Origin of the sequence: Methanobrevibacter oralis (assembly GCF_001639275.1) — an archaeon.
GTDB lineage: Archaea > Methanobacteriota > Methanobacteria > Methanobacteriales > Methanobacteriaceae > Methanocatella > Methanocatella oralis.
This window is the reverse complement of the sequence record NZ_LWMU01000062.1, coordinates 1-19986: the sequence shown is the minus strand read 5'-3', so window position 1 is coordinate 19986 and position 19986 is coordinate 1. Positions and strand designations below refer to the sequence as shown.

General features: G+C 28.4%; 20 protein-coding genes, 2 tRNA genes and 1 pseudogene. 9 read left to right on the top strand and 14 right to left on the bottom strand.

What is annotated here, in order from left to right:
• Positions 1–42 precede the first annotated feature (42 nt).
• The 4 genes and pseudogenes from MBORA_RS05195 to MBORA_RS05180 all read left to right on the top strand — a co-directional run bounded on the left by MBORA_RS05195 (position 43) and on the right by MBORA_RS05180 (position 4132).
• A complete protein-coding gene (locus MBORA_RS05195; protein WP_063720335.1) occupies positions 43–312 on the top strand; it encodes a hypothetical protein in 270 nt (89 codons plus the stop codon).
• Between the two features lie 1213 nt (positions 313–1525).
• Positions 1526–3529 (top strand): annotated as a pseudogene (feoB, locus tag MBORA_RS05190) (ferrous iron transport protein B); the annotation flags it as partial.
• 130 nt (positions 3530–3659) lie between these two features.
• Entirely contained in the window at positions 3660–3890 is a 231-nt protein-coding gene (locus MBORA_RS05185; protein WP_042693378.1) for a FeoA family protein, read from the top strand.
• 38 nt (positions 3891–3928) lie between these two features.
• Positions 3929–4132 (top strand): hypothetical protein, encoded by a 204-nt coding sequence (locus tag MBORA_RS05180; protein ID WP_042693377.1) that lies wholly within the window; start codon positions 3929–3931, stop codon positions 4130–4132.
• Here the strand turns inward: MBORA_RS05180 and MBORA_RS05175 are convergent.
• The 7 genes from MBORA_RS05175 to MBORA_RS05145 form a co-directional block, all read right to left on the bottom strand.
• Positions 4125–4967 carry an energy-coupling factor ABC transporter ATP-binding protein gene (locus MBORA_RS05175; protein ID WP_042693376.1) on the bottom strand — a complete coding sequence of 281 codons (843 nt, stop codon included), beginning with the start codon at positions 4965–4967 and terminating at the stop codon, positions 4125–4127. The genes MBORA_RS05180 and MBORA_RS05175 overlap by 8 nt on opposite strands.
• Before the next feature lie 9 nt (positions 4968–4976).
• Positions 4977–5807 (bottom strand): cobalt ECF transporter T component CbiQ, encoded by an 831-nt coding sequence (gene cbiQ / locus MBORA_RS05170; protein ID WP_063720334.1) that lies wholly within the window; start codon positions 5805–5807, stop codon positions 4977–4979.
• 55 nt (positions 5808–5862) lie between these two features.
• Positions 5863–6162 carry a PDGLE domain-containing protein gene (locus MBORA_RS05165; protein ID WP_042693375.1) on the bottom strand — a complete coding sequence of 100 codons (300 nt, stop codon included), beginning with the start codon at positions 6160–6162 and terminating at the stop codon, positions 5863–5865.
• Between the two features lies 1 nt (position 6163).
• A complete protein-coding gene (gene cbiM / locus MBORA_RS05160) occupies positions 6164–6793 on the bottom strand; it encodes a cobalt transporter CbiM (RefSeq protein WP_042693373.1) in 630 nt (209 codons plus the stop codon).
• A gap of 255 nt (positions 6794–7048) precedes the next feature.
• Entirely contained in the window at positions 7049–8326 is a 1278-nt protein-coding gene (locus tag MBORA_RS05155; RefSeq protein ID WP_063720333.1) for an oligosaccharide repeat unit polymerase family protein, read from the bottom strand.
• Between the two features lie 12 nt (positions 8327–8338).
• Entirely contained in the window at positions 8339–9109 is a 771-nt protein-coding gene (locus MBORA_RS05150; protein ID WP_042693371.1) for a hypothetical protein, read from the bottom strand.
• A 19-nt stretch (positions 9110–9128) separates the two neighbouring features.
• The gene (locus MBORA_RS05145; protein ID WP_063720332.1) at positions 9129–9296 is read right to left on the bottom strand and encodes a 4Fe-4S dicluster domain-containing protein; all 168 of its coding nucleotides are present in this window, start codon (positions 9294–9296) and stop codon (positions 9129–9131) included.
• Positions 9297–9478: 182 nt separating this feature from the next.
• Here MBORA_RS05145 and MBORA_RS05140 point away from each other — a divergent pair.
• Positions 9479–9561 (top strand) — tRNA-Leu (locus tag MBORA_RS05140).
• 35 nt (positions 9562–9596) lie between these two features.
• Positions 9597–9669 (top strand) — tRNA-Thr (locus MBORA_RS05135).
• A 1-nt stretch (position 9670) separates the two neighbouring features.
• Here MBORA_RS05135 and MBORA_RS05130 read toward each other — a convergent pair.
• The 7 genes from MBORA_RS05130 to hmd all read right to left on the bottom strand — a co-directional run bounded on the left by MBORA_RS05130 (position 9671) and on the right by hmd (position 15038).
• A complete protein-coding gene (locus MBORA_RS05130; RefSeq protein ID WP_042693370.1) occupies positions 9671–10228 on the bottom strand; it encodes a UPF0254 family protein in 558 nt (185 codons plus the stop codon).
• Positions 10221–10871: a thiamine biosynthesis protein ThiF gene (locus MBORA_RS05125; RefSeq protein ID WP_042693369.1), complete on the bottom strand. Its 651-nt coding sequence runs from the start codon at positions 10869–10871 to the stop codon at positions 10221–10223. Before MBORA_RS05125 ends, MBORA_RS05130 begins: the two co-directional genes overlap by 8 nt.
• A 14-nt stretch (positions 10872–10885) precedes the next feature.
• A complete protein-coding gene (locus tag MBORA_RS05120; RefSeq protein WP_042693367.1) occupies positions 10886–11581 on the bottom strand; it encodes a Nif3-like dinuclear metal center hexameric protein in 696 nt (231 codons plus the stop codon).
• Complete coding sequence (locus MBORA_RS05115; protein WP_063720331.1) at positions 11582–12367, bottom strand: SAM-dependent methyltransferase HcgC family protein; 786 nt, start codon at positions 12365–12367, stop codon at positions 11582–11584.
• Positions 12368–12370: 3 nt separating this feature from the next.
• Complete coding sequence (locus tag MBORA_RS05110) at positions 12371–12850, bottom strand: DUF3236 domain-containing protein (protein WP_042693364.1); 480 nt, start codon at positions 12848–12850, stop codon at positions 12371–12373.
• A 34-nt stretch (positions 12851–12884) separates the two neighbouring features.
• On the bottom strand, positions 12885–13883 hold the full coding sequence (hmdB, locus tag MBORA_RS05105; RefSeq protein WP_063720330.1) for a 5,10-methenyltetrahydromethanopterin hydrogenase cofactor biosynthesis protein HmdB: 999 nt from the start codon (positions 13881–13883) through the stop codon (positions 12885–12887).
• A gap of 138 nt (positions 13884–14021) precedes the next feature.
• Positions 14022–15038, bottom strand: a complete 1017-nt coding sequence (gene hmd, locus MBORA_RS05100) for a 5,10-methenyltetrahydromethanopterin hydrogenase (protein ID WP_042693362.1) — start codon at positions 15036–15038, stop codon at positions 14022–14024.
• Positions 15039–15380: 342 nt separating this feature from the next.
• Here hmd and hmdC point away from each other — a divergent pair, with 342 nt between their 5' ends.
• From hmdC to MBORA_RS05085, 3 genes are all read left to right on the top strand, one after another.
• Positions 15381–16877 (top strand): 5,10-methenyltetrahydromethanopterin hydrogenase cofactor biosynthesis protein HmdC, encoded by a 1497-nt coding sequence (gene hmdC, locus MBORA_RS05095; protein ID WP_063720329.1) that lies wholly within the window; start codon positions 15381–15383, stop codon positions 16875–16877.
• Positions 16878–16964: 87 nt separating this feature from the next.
• Positions 16965–17783: a hypothetical protein gene (locus MBORA_RS05090; protein WP_063720328.1), complete on the top strand. Its 819-nt coding sequence runs from the start codon at positions 16965–16967 to the stop codon at positions 17781–17783.
• Between the two features lie 8 nt (positions 17784–17791).
• Positions 17792–18670, top strand: coding sequence for a PhoU domain-containing protein (locus MBORA_RS05085; protein WP_042693794.1), 879 nt, complete (start codon positions 17792–17794; stop codon positions 18668–18670).
• The last annotated feature ends 1316 nt before the right edge of the window (positions 18671–19986 follow it).

Below are 19986 nucleotides of genomic sequence, written 5' to 3'. Positions count from 1 at the left end.
ACATGAATACCAAAAACAAATGCCTTCCATATCTTATTTTGGATGGCAACCAATATATATTTAACTATTTCGAATGTTGATCTTGTTAGAAAAAATGATGATGAAAGAGTGCAATGTAGTTTTGGTGAGAATACTGTTCAATTTTTTTTGTATATTGATGGTATTCTTGATGAAGATTGCGTTATTAACAAAGATGGGGTTATTGAGTATCATGATCCTCATTGTAAGCATTGTTTTTCTCATGATGTTATTAAAAAATCTTATAATCGGCGTAAAATTTATTTAGAAAATGGAGTTAGTGTTTATTATTAAAGTCAAGCGATATCTTTGTAAGAAATGTAGAAATATTATAGTCAAGTAAGGCTTAATGGAATTTATGAAGATTTTTGTAATTTTTCAACTAAAATGAAAAACAAGGCAATTGAGTTGCGAAAAAGATGGTTGGGATTCATTAAGAAATCTTTCTTGGATATTTAATGTTTTTAATAGCATTGATATGTCATATGAAACGATATAGAAAATCTCTTTTAACTTTCGATGGATTGTTATTATGTTAACACTGATATGAAATTTTCAGGCTATGCTGCTTATGATGTACAGTGGATTAGAATTGAGCGAAAATGGTATTATAGGCATATATTATATTGATTTAATTAATCGAATGCCTGTTGCAGAGTTAATATAGTGAAAAAAGAATGATTCTGCAACAACAAAAAATTTTATAAAAAACAGCATCAAAGCAACAGAGTCCATTGCAATTGTAACGGATTTAAAACCAGGATATGATAAAATAATGAGAGAAATTGGATTTGATCACTAACACTGTACATTTCATTTATTATTAAATATCAATGAAGAACTTAGGGAAGAACTAAAGCAAATACGCAAAGAATATGAAAGCAATCTAAAAAAACAAAACCCTAAGCTCTCAGAAACACAAATCAAAAAACAATCCAAAAACATGATAAACAACTACAAAATAGAAATCAACGAATATTTAAGCATATTTTTACAATATTATTCAAAAAAGAAACCTACGAAAAAGCAATATGAATACATCAATTTCCTAAAAGAAAAATTAATAAACTTATCCACCAATTCTAGCAAAATACTTAAAGAAAAAATTCTTCCCAGAATTACAAAAAATACATTACAATTCCTTAAAAAAAAGACACAAAGGAAAACTAGACTGTACTAACAATCAAATAGAAAATTACATTGGAAATACAATGCCCAAAGCATACAAAAAGAAATTTAGAACATTAAAAGGGATATTCAACCAGATAATGCACCAAAAAGATGGCTGGATCGAAAAACGAAAACAAGAGCTAACAAATTGACAGTCCCTTATTAATGTATGCCTAAATATTTAAATAGAATAAAATATAATATAACATTATGTTTAGGTTTACCTAATTTTCTAGATTATGTGTATTACTTAAACTAAAATAATTTTTTTAGTAAATGTATTATGTTCTTATTTTAAGAATATAATTCATTATTTAACAAAATGGGAGAATGGTTAATGAAAGAATATGTCGTAGGATTAGCAGGAAACCCAAATGTGGGTAAAACTACTGTATTCAATCAATTAACTGGTATGCGTCAACATGTTGGAAACTGGCCTGGAAAAACTGTTGAAAGGGCAGAAGGTAGTTTCAAATTTGAAGATGCTTCATTTGATGTTGTGGATTTACCAGGTAATTATGCATTAAGTGCTCATTCTATTGAAGAAATCGTTTCTAGAGATTTTATTGTAGATGATGATTCTGATGTGATTATTAATATAGTTGATGCTGCTAATTTAGAACGTAACTTATATTTAACAGTTCAAATGATGGAGTTAGGTGCAAATTTAGTAATAGCTCTTAATATGAACGATTTTGCAAAGAAAAAAGACTATATTATTGATATTAAATTGATGGAGGAATTGTTAGGATTCCCTGTCGTTGAAGTGAATGCTAAAACAAAAGAAGGTTTTGATAAATTATTACGCACTGTTCAAAATGTTGCTGATAAAAAAGTAGATAGTGGTGCAAAATTATCTTATGGTGATGAATTAAAAACTCATTTAGCTGAACTTCAAGCATTAATTGAAAAAGATAATGATCTTTTAGATGTTCCTTCAATATGGACTGCAATTAAATTATTAGAAAAAGATTCAATCATAATAGAAAAAGTTCAAGGATCTAGTCAAAGTTCCAAAATAATGGTTGAAGTAGATAAAGTAAGTAAACATCTTCATGATATTTATGGTGAAGGTGCAGAAGAAGTTGTTGCAAATGCAAGATATGCATTTATTGATGGTCTTGTAGCAGAAGCTGTTAAAAAACCTGATGTTTATAAAGAAACAACTACTGATAAAATAGATAAAATAGTAACTAATAGGATATTAGCTATTCCTATTTTCTTAATTATCATGTTCATATTGTTCCAACTTACATTCACAATCTCAGCTCCGTTCTGTGATGCAGTTGATGGATTCTTTGGTTGGTTAGGTGAATATGTAGTTGAAGTATTAGGTGATAATGCATTATCTTCACTTTTATCTAATGGTATAATTGGTGGTGTAGGTGGTGTACTTGTATTCTTGCCACAGATTATCATCATGTTCTTGTTCTTAAGTATCTTAGAAGATAGTGGTTACTTAGCAAGAGCTGCTTTTGCATTAGATAAAATTATGCATAAAGTTGTTGGACTTCATGGTAAAGCTTTTATTCCTATGATTCTAGGATTTGGTTGTGGTGTACCAGCAGTTATGGCTACAAGAACTATGGAAAACGAATCTGACCGTTTACTTTCCATGATGCTTATTCCATTTATGTCTTGTACTGCAAGGTTACCAATTTACTCTTTATTTGTAGCTGCATTTTTCACAGCTTATGAAGGTCAAGTATTATTTGCAATTTACATGTTAGGTATTCTCGTTGCTTTAGTAGTGGCAGCTATACTTAAAAGAACCTTATTTAAAGGAATGTCTTCTCCATTTGTAATGGAACTTCCAACATACAAAATACCATCTGTAAAAGGTGTTTTATTACATACTTGGGAGAAAACAAAAGGATTTTTAAGAAAAGCAGGTACAATTATTCTTGCTGCATCTATTATTATTTGGATTTTAAGTAGTGTTCCATTTGGTGTTGAATATGGATCTCAAGAGAGTGCACTTGGTATGATTGGTACTGTAATTGCGCCAATATTTGCTCCTCTTGGTTTTGGAGAATGGCAACCAGCTGTTGCAATTGTTATGGGGTTAGTTGCTAAAGAGGTGGTTGTAAGTACATTTGGTACTCTGTTCGGCGTAGAGGAAGAAGGTGAAGGAATTAATAATGCCATGCATGATTTATTTACTCCAATTTCTGCATTTGCATTTATGGCATTTACTCTGTTATATGTTCCTTGTTTCGCTGCAATCGGTGCAATTAAAGAAGAAACCAATGGTTGGAAATGGCCATTAATAATGTCTGGTATTACTTTAGTAACTGCATATATTGTTGCATTCCTTATATTTAACTTAGGTGGAGTATTAGAACCATCATTAATGCCACTTATTGACTGGTATAATGGTGTAATGAGTCCGATTATTGGAGCTGCTGATCCGATTACCAGTAATTTAGGAATCTTCTAATAATTCAAGTAGATTAAAATTAGGTGATAAAATGACTAAAACATTAGATATGTTATCCTCTGGTGAAACAGCAAAAATTGTTTCTTATAGTGAAGACGGTGACGTCTCATTAAGGAGACATTTATTAGGTATGGGTTTTGTTAAAGGAGCAGAACTTAAAATTCAAAAAGTAGCTCCTTTAGGAGACCCAATTGAACTTAAAATTAAAGGATACAATCTTTGTATCCGTAAAGAAGAGGCTAAAAACATTGAAGTTGAATAACTTCATTGTTTATTTTATTTTTTTTATATGGTGATTTTATGAAATGCAGAATGTGTGGTTTTGAATTTGATGAAAAGGAATTAGGAGATAGAGGATGTTCTAGTTGTGGAAAGCATGATAACTGCAATCAAATACATTGTCCAAATTGTGGATTCGGTAACTCACCAGAACTAGATGATGAGTTTGAATTTATTGTCAAACTTAAAGAAAGATTTAGAAATAGGAAAAAAAGTACTAATTAATTTTTTTCACTTTTATTATTTCTTCACAAACCTCATTAATTGTTAATTTTTCAACATTAACGTTTAGTCCGTTTTCTTTTAATTTATAGAGTATTTCTGTTGTTACAGGCGTTTTTAACTGAGCTTTTTTTAATAATTCTTTATTGGTAAATATTTCATTTTTATTTCCTTGAGCTATTATTTCTCCATTATATAAAACAAATATCTTTTCTGCAAATTCATTTACCATTTCTATGTCATGTGAGGATATTACAATACTCATTCCTTCTTTATTAAGTTTATTAAGAATGTTTAATACTTTATTAACTCCTTCAGGATCAAGGCCTGCTGTAGGTTCATCAAGTATCATTATTTCTGGTCTCATAGCAACAATACCTGCAATAGCTATTCTTTTTTGCTGACCTCCACTTAAATGATGAGGTGTTTTATTTTCAAAGCCTTCCATACCTACCATTTTTAATGATTCGTCTATTCGTTTTTCTACTTCGTCATAATCTAAACCTAAATTCATAGGTCCAAAAGCTATATCTTCCTTAACAGTTGGAGCAAATAACTGGTCATTTGGATCTTGAAATACAATTCCTACTTTTTGTCTTACTTGAAGAAGCTTTTCTTTTTTATATTCAACTTTTTCACCATCAATTTCAACATGTCCAGATGTAGGTTCACTTAAACCATTGAAGTGAGAAAATAGTGTTGATTTTCCTGCACCGTTAGGTCCGATAATAGCTATTTTTTCTCCTCTTTTAATTTCAATATTTACATTTTTAAGTGCTTTAGTTCCATCAGGATATATGAACGATAAATTTTTTGTTGCTAAGTGAATATCTGTCATTTTAAACCTCTAATTAATTGCAATATTTTCTCCAAAGTAACCTAATTTCCCTGAATATTTAAATAGAATAATCTCAATAATAATAGTTAGAATCATGATTACAATCAAATAAAAATAATCAGTTTTTTCTGCTTTTTTCTTTTCATTAAACATTTCTGAAGTATCTGAAAAACCACGACTTATCATACTTTTATGAACTCTTTCTCCTTGTTCATATGCTTTTAAAAACATCATTCCTATTGTATATCCTACTTGTTTAACTCTCCATTTGTAGTCTATATTTTTAGCATGTATATTAAAGTTTCTTGATTTTTGTGATTTTCTAATAGCTGCAAGTTCATCAACGAATAAAAATAAAAATCTAACCATAATTGAGAGAATCATAGCTAAATCTCTTGGCATTTTTAATTTTCTAAAAGAGCTAGCCATTTCTTGAAGGGAAGTTGTTGATGAATAAATAATAATAGCAGTTAATGTTGTAATCATACGTGTAAGTAGTAATATTCCCCAATTTAAACCAACATCACTAATATGTATCCAATTGTAACTGAATATTATATTTCCAGGTTGGATAAATGGTTGAAATATTATAATAAATCCACCAAAAGGTAGTAAAAGTAATAATCGTTTAAATGAATCTATGTAGGACAATTTAGCTATTTTTAATATAATAAGCAAGAATATTTCAAATATTATTGGTACTATAAGTTCCTTGGATATGACACATACAATTATTATAAAAACAGTTGAAATTAATTTGATTCGTCCTTCTAAATTATGTATAGGGCTGTCCATTGAAGCTAAATCATCAAAACGTATTATTTGTATTATATTAGGCATTATGTTCCCTATTTTTTTTAAAAAATGAAAGATAGAAATTAAAAAAATTTAATTTCTATTTTTTTACAGCAATACCGACAATATATCCTAATCCTAAAGTCACGATAGTACCGATAATCAGTGCAACAATTTGTAAAGTTTGATCATCAGGCGCATCAGCAAAGGCATAATCAGGGAATAAGGCATCAGGTATGCCGTTTATTTCTTCAATTGAAAAATCTTCAGCGACTCCAGAGTCTTCTGCAGATTTTTCAAGCCCGTCTGGATCACCAGATGCTATATATGGTGAAAGACAGCTGATAACAATACAAATTACAATAGCAACAGCAATTAAATATTTGTCTTTTTGATCCATTTTATGCATCTCCTTTCCAAGATAGTAAATCTGGTCTGAATTTGTCTAATGCTGCAATAACAATTACTGTTAAAACAGCTTCAATTATTCCAATAAAGAAGTGGTATAATACCATGGATGGAATACCAACATTCATTGGGAATGTTCCAGCAATACCCATTTCAATAGCACATGCTAGTGCAGCAATAACAGTAGCTAACCATGCAGCAATTCCAGCAGCAGGATATTTTCCTAAACTTTTTTCTAAGCCTTTGAAGGTGAATAATCCAACAAATCCTCCAACGATTGCCATATTTAATACATTTGCTCCTAAAGCAGTAATTCCTCCATCACCAAATATTAATGCTTGAATAAGTAATACTACAGTGAAAACGAGTACAGCAGCTTCTGGTGCAAGGAACACAATTGCAACTAATGCTCCACCAACCATGTGTCCACTAGTACCAAATGGAATTGGCATGTTCATGGACATGATTGCAAAAATACCAGCAGCAAGTACTGCTAAAAGAGGAATACGTTTTTCATCAAGATTGTTTTTAGCCCATTTGACAGAAAAGTATAATGCTACGATTAATATTATGTAGTATATTAAACACTGTGCAATTGGGATAAATCCATCAGGTATGTGCATTTTATTTTTCCTCCATAAAATAAAAGTAATACTTTTTCTACTTTTTCAAATATATAAGTATTATTTTTTATACAATTTTTTTAGTCATATCAAAAAATATCAAGTTAAATGGGAGATTTATTAAGTTTAATGTTTAATAATTCCTATATATCCCTTGATAGTGTATATATTTCTTTTTTATTGATATATAAAGATTATTAAAGTAATACTTTTTTTTATTATTTTTAAAATTAGTAATACTTTTTATAAATGAGCTTAAGATTTGTTTTTAATTATGCAGGTGGTATAAATAAAAATACTAATTGCAAAGTATCCTAAAACTTGAATATCTAATATTCCAGTTTCAACTCCTAATATGCTGTAAGTTAAAATTAGGCTATAAATTCCTATATAAAAATAATCATTCGTGATTTTTATTATTTTAAATCCAATTCCAAGAATAAATCCTAAAATACACATTTCAATAGCTACTCCGATTTTTCCAAAGTCAGCTACCATTTGTCCAATTAAAGTTGGTGTAACAGTAACTTCACTTCTCCATGCTATTAATTTTCCAACAAGCATTCTAGGTCCAAGTTCACTTCCAGGTATGGATCCTGCTAATATTTGACCATGTGTTGAGCCAAAGTTTCCTCCAATAATGTCAAGTAAGTTTAATACATGTAGTGTAAAATCTGCTCTGCTTTGTAAGGTGTATAATGGACTGGTTGCTGAGGTGATTGTTAATTCACCAAGTGATCTAAAATAACCAATTCCTATTATTGCACATATACCAATTAGTGCACCAATTACAACTTCCCATGTTGAAATGATATTTCCATAGTAACCTATTATAATTATTACAAGAAATGCTGCAAGTAGTGGTGTCCTATATCCTAAAATTAATAAAATTGCACAGTTAATTATTAACAATAATAAGAATCTAAATCTAACTTGTGAAAAATTAATTATTTTCCTTTGAAATTTGTTTAAATAAACACTAGCTAATATGCAAGTTCCAGGTATTATTAAAAATACCGGCATTGTTAATGCTGGTTTTAAAAGATACCTTATCGATGGTTTTAAAATAGGAATCCCACCAACACTTACAATACTTATAAAGAAAAATATGACACTGACCAATATTAAACAAAAAGCAATCGAGTACATATCTTTTGGATTAAACGATAAATAATTTTTATTATTATTTAAAAAAAATTTTGGAAGTATTGCAGATCCAATAAGAAATGAAATAAACCCAATAGCTAATGTAATAGCTAGACTGTCTGAAATAGAATTTAAGGATAATAAAAGGAATAATGCAAATACAAAAAGTACAATTAATGGATTAAAAATATGGAACTTTAAAATTTGACTTTTATTTAAAAAACTTAAAAAGTTTTTACTTGGGTAAAATTTTTTAAAATAACTATTTACCCACTTATCTTCGAAAAAAGTCAATATGAAAATTATTGTGCTAAATAAAAATGATTCGTGAATTCTATCACTAATTTTATTTACAGTAGATGTTAAAGCATAATAGATTTCACTCATTTCTAACACAACTTAAAAATTCCTTATGTTTATAACATCGTAATTATTTTTAATACTATTTAATTGGTAATCACTACAATTATAAATTCTAATCTTAATGTCATCAGTAGTTCCATTAAAATTTCCTAAAACAGAGTCTCCATCAATAATATTCTGATTATTTGCTTTTTCAAGAATTAATTGATTATTTAAATTCTTAGAATATTTAATGCCTAATCTTTTACCATGATTATTCTGCTTATTAATTATTTTTTGAATCTCGATATTGTCAATAGATTCAGATACGATGTTAGTAGTTATTTCATAATCGGTATTGTTGCTAATTCCTGATGTTAAATCTTTAAGAGAGCTTATTTCTTTTGGTTTTATAGTAAACTCAGTTAAATTTTTATAAACCTCTCCATTACTTTCAAGTGTTATGGTGTTTATATAAATATCTGCATTTGGAATATTTTTATATAATCCTGCTAAATAACTGTGGTTATTAGCTTCTACTATAATACTTACATCAGATCCTCCATTATCACCAATCCATTTTATAGTACCATTCAAATTTACTTCTTCACCAGTACTTGCATTATGGCCAGTAATTGTTGTTTTTATTATATTTCCATTTTCATAATATTTTAAGTAATTTTCTGAAATTTTATTCATTGTTGATATATCATAAGCTGTTTTTTGGATATTTGAAGTATCATCGCTTGTAATATGTATGAACGCAAATAAAATAGCCCCAATTACTATAATTATTATTATATAATCAATAATTGTAAATTTTTTCATGATTTAACCTACTGTTTATTTAATCTTCATAGATTGCACCAACAGGACATACATCAACACATTCACCACATGAATCACATTGGGCATTGTCTATAACAATTTTATACCCCTTTTTTTTAATAGCTTCTTCTATACACACATCAATGCAGTCTTCACAGATCCCACACTCTTCCATATCGATTTGCAACACATACACCATTATTAATTAAATTTTTAAAAATATAATTTGATTATATAGTTATTTATAATTTTCTTAATATTTATATAGTTTTTCAATGTAATATGTTGTTTTATAGTTTTATTAAAGTGTTTTAATTCAAATTAAACCACAATCTTTATATATTATGTAGTTCAATATTGATAGTGTATGCAAGGGTGCCCGAGCGGCCAAAGGGGGAGGACTTAAGATCCTCTGGTATAGGCCTTCGAGGGTTCGAATCCCTTCCCTTGCACTATTTTGTATATTTTATTAGAATTTTTCGATCATGCCTTAGTGGCTCAGCTGGTAGAGCGCCACCTTGGTAAGGTGGAAGTCGGGGGTTCGAATCCCCCCTAAGGCTTCTATTTTTTAATTACTTTAGTGTTTTCTAGTGATTTTATTTTTTCAAAATCATTATCTAAAAATAGTAATATTATTTCTAAAGTTTTTTTAATTCCAGCTTCTTGCCTAGAGTATAAACTATTACTATTATTTTCACATAAATCAGCATATACATTGGTGGTGGTTATTATTTCATATTCATCAGAGATTATAGTTATTCCTCCACGACCTACTCCTGCTGTAGTTCCAATAGCTATGTCACAATCGGTTAGTTTTTTTACAGCTTCTGCCATGATTTTACTAACTTTGAGATCTCCTTTTTCATCATAAACTTTAATTCCTTTAATTAAAGTATTAGGTTCTGGAGGGTTTTTAACATTTAAAATCTTCTTTACAGCTTCTATTGTAGGAATAAATAAGCTACATGTTACGCTAAGTTGTGAATAATCAAAATCTGTGCATTGTGAATTTTTAATATATTTTCTTCCAATTTTTCCATTATAATTCTGAGCTAAAGCATGGAGTTCTCTTCCAATTTTTCCATGAGTAAAACACTCAGCAGTAGCTATTTTAATCATATTTATCATGTAACAGTTGTAGAGCATGTTTTGTTATTTTATTTGCAACTTCATCTAATACATAAGGAGTTACAGGTTCCATATCTCTAATTAATTTATTCGTTGTTATAATTAAATGATTTTCAACAATTCCTTCCTTTTTAAGTTCATCAACTGCAGGATTATCTTTAAATTCAGAAATATCTTTAATTTCAATATTTTCCTCTCCAAAACCAAATATTCCTGCTGTACTAATAGTTTTAGCTCCTCTTTTTTGTGCATTTTTAATTATTTTAGCTGCAGTTGGAATTGTGTTTCCTCCAGCAATTACAATAATAACAACATCTCCGTTGATTAAATCAATATTGTCGTTATTTGCGTATTCATTGTAACTTTTTATTTTTCTAAAGTCTTCATCATGGCGACATAATCGTTTTAAGAAATCTGTTTTGTATTCTCCAATTTTAGCACCGTACATATTAAATATAATATCTGAAGCTGAAATTTTTTGACCATCAAATGCTCCAATTACTTTAGGTCCACCTCTATGTACTTGTATTAAATTAATACCAATTCTTAAACCTAATCTTCCAATACCAACTAAATCAATTCTTCCTTTAGGGATTTGTGTATCTTCGATTTTTTGAATTTCATCAATTGCCATAATTTCACCAATAATTATAATTTTTCAATTGGAAGTATATTAATTATTTCACATTCAATTTTAAGTTCATCTACTATTTTTTTCAATCCGTATAATCCATTAACTTCACTTTCATGATGTCCTAAATCAATTAGAGTGATGTTTAAATTTTTAGCAAGTATTGCTGTTTCTTGAGTCAAATCACCAGAAATTAAGATGTCTAAATTATTTTTATTCGCTAGATTGACATATTTGGGATTTTTAAGTCCAAATCCTGAAATAATTCCAACATTTTTTATTATTTTATTATCATCTAGCTTATTTACAATTCGAGGATTTGTGTATTTACTTAAAATATTTTCTTTTAATAATTTAAATTTGTAGTTACATTTGCAAATTCTACCAATACCTGTTGCTTTATCAAAAATATCTGTAACTTCTAAATTTAAATTATTAGCTAATGCTTCATTAGATCCTCCGTCAATAATATCCCAATTAGAATGAATAGTGTAAGTTGGAGTTTTTGGTTTAAATAATGGGGGGTGGTGTGTAATGATTAATGTTTTTTTGGGATAATTATCATATTTCGGATATAAATCCATAAATATTTTAATAGAATTTATATCTTGGTTTAAATCATAATTTCCTTGAAAACCTATTTTATCACTCTTTATAGCTAAATTTTTAGGTATTTTTTCATCTAAAAATTGAATAGTATCTTTAAGTTTCATTTAAATCGTTTCTGATTTTATATTATCTAATTGCTTTTTTATAAGCTCATCACATTCAATTGTTTCAATACTGGATATTTTAACTGCTTGTTTATTTGATAATTTTAAAAATTTATCAATATTTTTTTCCTTAAAGATTATTTCTTCATAAAATCCCATTTCACATGCACTATATAATACACCTTCTTGCTTAAAACTTTCATTTAATACATTTGTTAAAACACCAATAGTTAGGGTCATTGTTCCTGATGTTTTAGTATTAATTCCTTTTGTTTTTAAAATAGCTTTATTAGGAGATTTAACATTATTTAATCTTTCATGAATATTGTTTTTATTTTTTAATTTTTTATCATTATCTTCAGCTATTGGATCTTCTATTAAGAATGCATCAACATTAATTTTCAATGATTGTTCAGGGGTAATTCCACCAAAACCTGTTGTATCAATTATAATATCGCCTTCATAAATTAAATCAAGATTTGATGAAAATTTAATAGGATTTTTAATTTTCCCACCGATTGGAGTGTTAAGTAAATTTTTTAGATGTGGATAAATATCTATTAATAAAATGTTTGTATATTTATCACTTAATTTTTTAACAATACCCACTCCAGTAAAATAAGCTCCAATAACTATAATTTTTGAATTTTTATCAATATTTAAACTATCAATATAATTTAAACAAGCATTGGACTTTTTGTTTATTATTTCGTTGAATATGTCAATTAGTTTTGTTTTTGATTTTATCGTTAAAACTTCAGATGTAATGCCAGTATCAATATCCATATTTTAACCTACTTTTTTAAAACCAATCTTTTCTAGAGCTTCGCGAGCCTCATTTTCAACGGCAGTTTCAATGGATTTATTATGGATAAGATGAGATGGTGATGTTCCAGCAGTTAATATTCTTCCTTTATTATCAATAAAAATTAATAGCGATCCCGAACCGGGAATTCCTAATCTGCCCCTTGCAATTATTAAATCTCCATCACATTGGTCGAGTGCAATGTATGCTTTAGCTAATGCAGGTATTCTACTAGTATCTGCAGTATTAGTATTAAGATTTAAAATATCTGCTGGTGGAAGTCCGTACTCTTTTAAAATGTTGTTTAAAACTTCTACTTTTATTCCATTTTTATTTGGTATGTAAATTTTTTCAGCATTTTGAATATAGTTTTGGATTTCTTTAATTTCATCAAGTGTGTCTCCAAACCTACAATCATTTAAAGATTCATCAAATGCTTTTTTTATCATTTTTTCAAATGCCATTCTAAACACTATATTTTATTTTAAAAAATGAAAATTAAATTGTTTGTGGTTTTAATCCTAATTTTTTAATTACACCTACAACATCATTATAATTTCCATAAGATGGTGATCCAACACCTTTTACTTCAAATGGATAATTATCTGCAATAACAGTAGCTAGATTATTAGCTCCAGCATTTAATGAATATTCTACATTTTTAGGTCCAATTGTTGGAGTTGGCACTGTAATTCTTATTTCTGGATACATAATACGTGTAACTGCAATTATTTTTAATTGTTCTTTTAATGGAAATGGAGGATGATTTGCCATTGGTGTTTCATCATAAGGATTAAAACCCATTATTGGAATTTCACCAAGTGTTTTGAAATTATTTAAATAATGTAAATGTTTTAATCTATCTTCCATGCTTTCACCGAGTCCTAAAAGCAGACCAGATGATAATTCAATTCCAGCATTACTAATCATTTGACATACAAGTATCCTATCAAATAATTTTTCTCCAGGTTTGGCATTGTTAAATACATCTTCGTTAATTGTTTCTAGGTTACAACAAACAGTATCAGTATTTAATTCAGCTAATCTATTAATAGATTTCCCTGTTAAATCCCCACCTACATTAATTAAGAGTTCTAAATCTGTATTTCCTTTAACAATTTCAGCGGCTTTTATTGCTTGTCTACCTTTATAACCATATCCTCCAGAGCAACTTACACGAGGAATATGTGCTTCTTGGATCGATTTTGCAGCTTTAAATATTTCTTCATCAGATTTATAAAATGCACTATAATATCCTTTTGATGAAGTTTTTTCAGCAAATCCACAAAAGTTACACCTTGGTTGAATTTGGCATTTATTAGTAATATGAATTGTGGATGTTAATTTGATTTCTTTAGAGATGGAATTTCTAATTTCAACAGCAGTTTTGAATAATTTTTCTCTATCTTCATCATTTTGGATATTTAATAGTTCTAATAATTCATCATCTGTTAATTCTTCTCTTTTTTTTGATTTATCTAAAATTTCATCAATCAATTTAACACCAAATTTAGATATTGATTATTAAGTAAAAATAGTTAACTTATTTTTTAATAGCTACTCTCTTAATTATTAAAAAATAAGTTAAAAAAATGTTGATTATAAAACCAACATTGAACTTATTTGCTTTTAAAATTATTCTTTACCTAAGTATTCTAATACAGTAGGTACAATTTCAGCTAAAGATCCGAAGTTCATGGAGTCAGCAGTTCCTAATAATGCTTTAGGATCTAATTCAGAGTCCATTTTATCGATTCCAACATCTTGCATTAATCCAGTTACTTGGGTTAAAGCTTCGTTAGCCATCATTTGAGCAAATCCTGCAGGAGCACCTAATATTTGAGTTACAGTGTCTCTGTATGCTAAAATACCTGCGTAGGTAATAGCAGTCACTGCAGAACACATGTCACATACAGGTCCTAATAAGTTTGCAGGTAAGGTAAATGCAGAACCTCTAGCTTTTTCACCTAATTCTAATAATGTTTTGATAGCTGCTTCATCAGCATATCCTTCACCAATGTATGCTTGACCTTTCATTTCTGGTACAGCACCTGGGTGGTATGAAGCTACATTTACATTAACTCCAAGGTCTTCGAAGATTTTGTTGAATTCGGTAGTAGGAATAGTACATGCGTGAGTTACGATAGCACCATCTTTGATATCGCTAGCAAAGTTTTTGATGATATCAGGTTGCATACCTCCTTCTGGTAACCAAGTCATTACCCAGTCAGCATCAGCTACTGCTTCTGAATCGTCAGTAGTTACTTTCATTCCTAAATCTTCTGGGTGAGTAAAGTGAATAGCTCCTTTAGGTGGTTTCGCAAGTTCTTCAGCTTTTTTATTTACAGCTTCTCTGATAGGTACCATTACATCTTCTGCATTTCCATTTAAATGTGCATCGATTACAGTATCGTAGTCACATCCATCAACTTCTAATATGGTGAAGTCTTCATCAAATACTGGGTCAGATACTACTATTTCATCTACTCCAGCAAGATTTAATAATTCTGCACCCATTTCAATAGTTGAGTGAGTCATTGCGATGTTGGACTTACCAGTTTCTTTTGCAACTTCACAAGCTCTCCCGAAATTTGTAATACCGCTTGCAGCATGTGTTCTATAACATCCTGCACCTAAAATTGCTACTTTCATTTTTTTGTCTCCTTTAAATACGTATTTTAATTTTTTAAAGTATTTACTACACTCTAAAATATATATAACTAAAACTTTTGATGGTTTTTATTAAATATATTCAATTGCTAAACTATCATGTAGTAACAATTATTAATTAAGTATTAAAAGTATATAAATTTTTATATTAAATTTTCCTTTTTTTTAATCGTTTATTTGGGGTATGTAGGATGGTAGTATTATTTTTTTAATTTTTAAAGGATTTTAGTAATACTTTTTATTTTTATAAAATTAAGACGAAATTTATTTAATAAATAAGTTTACTTATAATATAATATATATTATAATATTTTGAGGGGTAGCATGTTTGAATTAATAAAAGAAGCTATTACTGATGATACTGTTGCATTTGAATTATCAAAAATGGATAAAGATGTGGTTGAAGTTGTTGATGCAATTTCAGAATTATCTTTAGAAGAAACTATGGCGTTGGGGATGAAATTTAAGAAATTTCCATTAGGCTGTGATTTAACAGAAGTTGTTGCTGGAACCTGTGCGTCCGATTTGGAGTTAAAAGATTTAATTGGAAACTGTAGATTGTCTGATATGATAGGTGCTCCAATTCATATTTGTGCATATGCATTTTCTGATATTGCAGAACATTTTGGAATGCGAGGAATTGAAATAATGAAAATGGTATATGATGCTGTTGATGTTCCACTAGATTTGGATCATTTTGGTATAAATGGGCCAATGAGGTTTCCTAAAAATATTTCTGGATGTGGAGGTGAATGTTATAATAAAGGACCAGCATTTACTGAATGCCCACGTGAAAGAATTCATGAGCGTTTAATTGATAAAGAAATGTTAGGGACTCCAGATAAAGAAGATTGGATTAAATTATCTTCTTCTGTTGCAGTTAATGTAACTTCAGAACAAACTGGTGATGGTCATGCAGCTCCTTATGAAGAAGCTAAAAATATTGCAGAGTTAGCTAAAAAATATAAAAAAGGGCTAGAAGCTATAATGTTTGTTGGTGATGGTTATGATGAACTTATTACTGGCTTTGAAAAATCATTGGAACTTGGTGCTGATGTATTTGTAGTTGAGGGAGGTCCATTTAATAGGGCTGAAAATGCAACAGAAGCCTATGCAAAAGCAATTGCAGCATCAAGAATTTTAGCTCCTGGTAAAGTTGTTGCTACTAACGGTGCTTATGAACACGAATGCAGAGTAGGACTTAGATCTGGTTTAAACATGATTATCACTGGGTTTCCTAAGAATCATCATGGGTATATGTGTGGTTATGAACCTGGTACTGCTAAGAGAGGTAGATTTGGTCTTCCAAGAGTTATAGAAATTATTAATGAAGAATTCCCTAATAGAGGATTACCTGTTCAAAAACATGATTTACTAGCTATAGCTACCGCTGTTAAAATAGCTGGTCCTGATTATATATATCCAAGAAAAATAGGATCTTATCACGTGGGTGATGCTCATTGGGCTACTTTAACTCATTCTAAGATGTATAAAAATCTTCAATTAAAACACACATTAAATGACATTATTGAATCAGTTAATGGAAATTCAGTTTCCTTGCATGGTGGAAGATTTATATCATGGGTAATAGCCAATGAACTTGACAAACATGTTGATGAAATTTATATTTCTGATGTTGATCCATGGGTATTAAATGCTACTGTAGATAATTTACAAGAAGAGTTAAATGCAACTATTATTGCATCTAATAGTGATAAGTCATGTTCTAGTCAAGCAGATTCTTCCATTATATCTACGACAATGATTCAAGTTAAAAATAATATTTTGAAAAAAGTTCCTAATGCATTAACATTGGTTTAAATAATCCTTAAAGTATAAATTTATTAAAATTAAATTTATGTATATCAATTTATTTATTTTAATAAAATTTTTTTTAAGGTGAAAATATTGAATCATAAAAAAATTATTTTGGTGGGTTGTATTTCGGCATTTGTTGCTGTTACAACTGCGCTTTTAGGTGTTGCAGGTACAATTATTGGGTCTGTTTTATCATCAGTCCTTTATAATATTCTTTCTGAAGCATTAGAACGACCTGTTGAAAAAGCTACTTTTAGTTCTAATTTTGAATGGGAAATAGCTTATATTTTTCCATTGGTTGTAATTGCATTTATTCAATTATTATTCATCTTTGCATTACTAGCACAATGGGGATTTTTACCTCACACATTTTTAAGTGTTTATCTTTCTATCCAAGATTTTGCAGATAATAATTTGTATAGGCTTTTAGGGTTGTCATTATTAGTCATTAGTGTGTATCCATTTATATTAAAACCGGATATAGTTAATAAGTCTCATGGAGCTATTGTTGCATTTGTTGGATTAATATTTTTAGCTAGGGGGTTTGTTGATTTTGGAAATTCATTTACAAATCTCTATGGGATAATATTTGTCTATTTTGATTTTCCAATAGCAGTTATAGCTTTAATATTAATATTGTTTGTAATTTATAAAATATTGGTTTCTGCTAATGAATCTGAAAAAGAGTTTAGAATTTATAAAGATACTTTAAAAGCTAATTCAAAACGTCCTCAATATAGGCAATCACGTTATAATTCACATCAATCAAGACCAAAATTTAGTCGTTATAATGAGCCCAAAGTTTATCAAAGAAGAGTAAGAAACGAAGATTCACAAGTAGGTATTAACGAATCTTCAGATAATATTCAATTTGAATCTAATGACTTATTGGATGATTATAAAAAATAAAAGATAATATGAGTAAAAAAGACAGCACATTAAAAGATATATTGGATTTAATTTTATATGAAAATCCAGCTACTCAGGATGAAATTGCTGAAAGATTAGGAATAACACGTAGATATGTTACTAAGTTAATACAACCACTTATTAAAGACGGAACTATTAAACGAGCTTATATGGTCGATTTAAAGAACTATGAAAAGTTTTCAAGTTCTAATGATAATGTTCCGAAAGACAATTCTGCGAATGTTTTAGTTCAAGATATGCTTGTTACTATGGAAAATCATGTTCATTCTCAACTTGAAGCTTCTTTTAATGCAATTTTGGAATATGATAAAGATTTAGCTAATTCTGCTCTTGAAATGGATTATACTACAAACAATATGGTTGAAAAAGTAAGAACTTCAGTTGAAACAATTGTAAGTATTAATCAGCATAATGTTTTATCAAAATCTATACTTTATAATGAAGTTGCATATGATTTGGAGCGTATTGGTGATTATTGTGGTCATATTGCAAAATTTGTAATCAACGATATTTATGAAGTTGATGATGCAATCTTAAAATATTTAAAAAAGATGTATAAAAAATCTCAAAAATTAATTAGGTTATCTATGTCTGTATTTTTAGAGGGCAAAACTAATTTAAAAGATGACATTGAAGATTTTAATGAATCAATTCATGTTATTCAATCTCAAGCTATAAATTTAATTGCAACACAAATGGCTGAAACTTCTTTCGATGAAAAAGAACGTTCAAACTATTTTATATATTTATTTAGAGTTATTAAAGCGTTTAAACGAATTGGTGACATTTCAATTGAAATTTTTGATGTAGCTGTTGAATTTCATGAGAATATTCCAAGATCTACTACTCCTCGTACTTTTAGATAGATTTTTACAATTTTTTTTAATAAACTCTACTAAATAATACTACTTTTTTTAGATTATTTTTTTAGTCTTAAGGATGTTTAGATTTTTGAACATGTTAAATTATTTACAAAAACCTTAAAAAAATATTCTAATGATTCGACCACTAATAGAAATTCTTCAGGGTTAATGTAAAATTAGGTAAATCATAATATACTACCATCACAGGCAGGAATAATATACTCTTTGTATTTGGAAAAACCTTTAAATTTAAACCTTGTAGAAACCATATTAAAAATTAGGGAAATATCAATATTATTGGTTTATTTTAATTAAATATTCCAATTTTTTCGTTATTTTTGGTTTAAAGAGTTTATTACTCTTTTTTATTTTACACTTGAACTTGTTCTTCACAAAAAAATTTTCAATTAATGCTTAAATTTTAATTTTAAAGAATATATTTGTTTTAATTTTTTTTACATTTGAAATAGTGCTTGTTATATTTCGAAAAAAACTAAGATAACTTATAATAGTAGAATAGAGAATAATTATTAATATGTACAGTAAAATAAACTATTCTTCATATTATTATTTGAATTCAAGACATTTAAATCTTTTGGATTTTGGATTAAAGATTGATGAAAAAATTCAAGACAAAAAACAATTAAAAACCAGTAAAAATCAAAATAAATTACTTTCTTTTATTGAATTAACATTTAACTATGTCAATTGGATATTTCCAAAATATTCATGCGATTACAGCAACCATATTTACAATCAACCACAATTCATTCACAATTTTAGCAATAAAAACTTATTTAAAAACAACATATAGAGAAATAATTGAAATTTTAGAAGTTTCTAACAAGATAACCAATTATTTAAAGCTTAATAAGCTACCACATTACACAACAATCCAAAAATTCTTTCTAAGAATGTCAGACACAAAATTAAAAGAATTAAATAAATTAATATTACTTATGCATCCTATAGATTGTCAATTAGCTGCAATGGATGGCAAAAACAGGACATTATGGGACTGTCAATTTGTTAGCTCTTGTTTTCGTTTTTCGATCCAGCCATCTTTTTGGTGCATTATCTGGTTGAATATTCCTTTTAATGTTCTAAATTTCTTTTTGTGTGCTTTGGGCATTGTATTTCCAATGTAATTTTCTATTTGATTGTTAGTACAGTCTAGTTTTCCTTTGTGTCTTTTTTTTAAGGAATTGTAATGTATTTTTTGTAATTCTGGGAAGAATTTTTTCTTTAAGTATTTTGCTAGAATTGGTGGATAAGTTTATTAATTCTTCTTTTAGGAAATTGATGTATTCATATTGCTT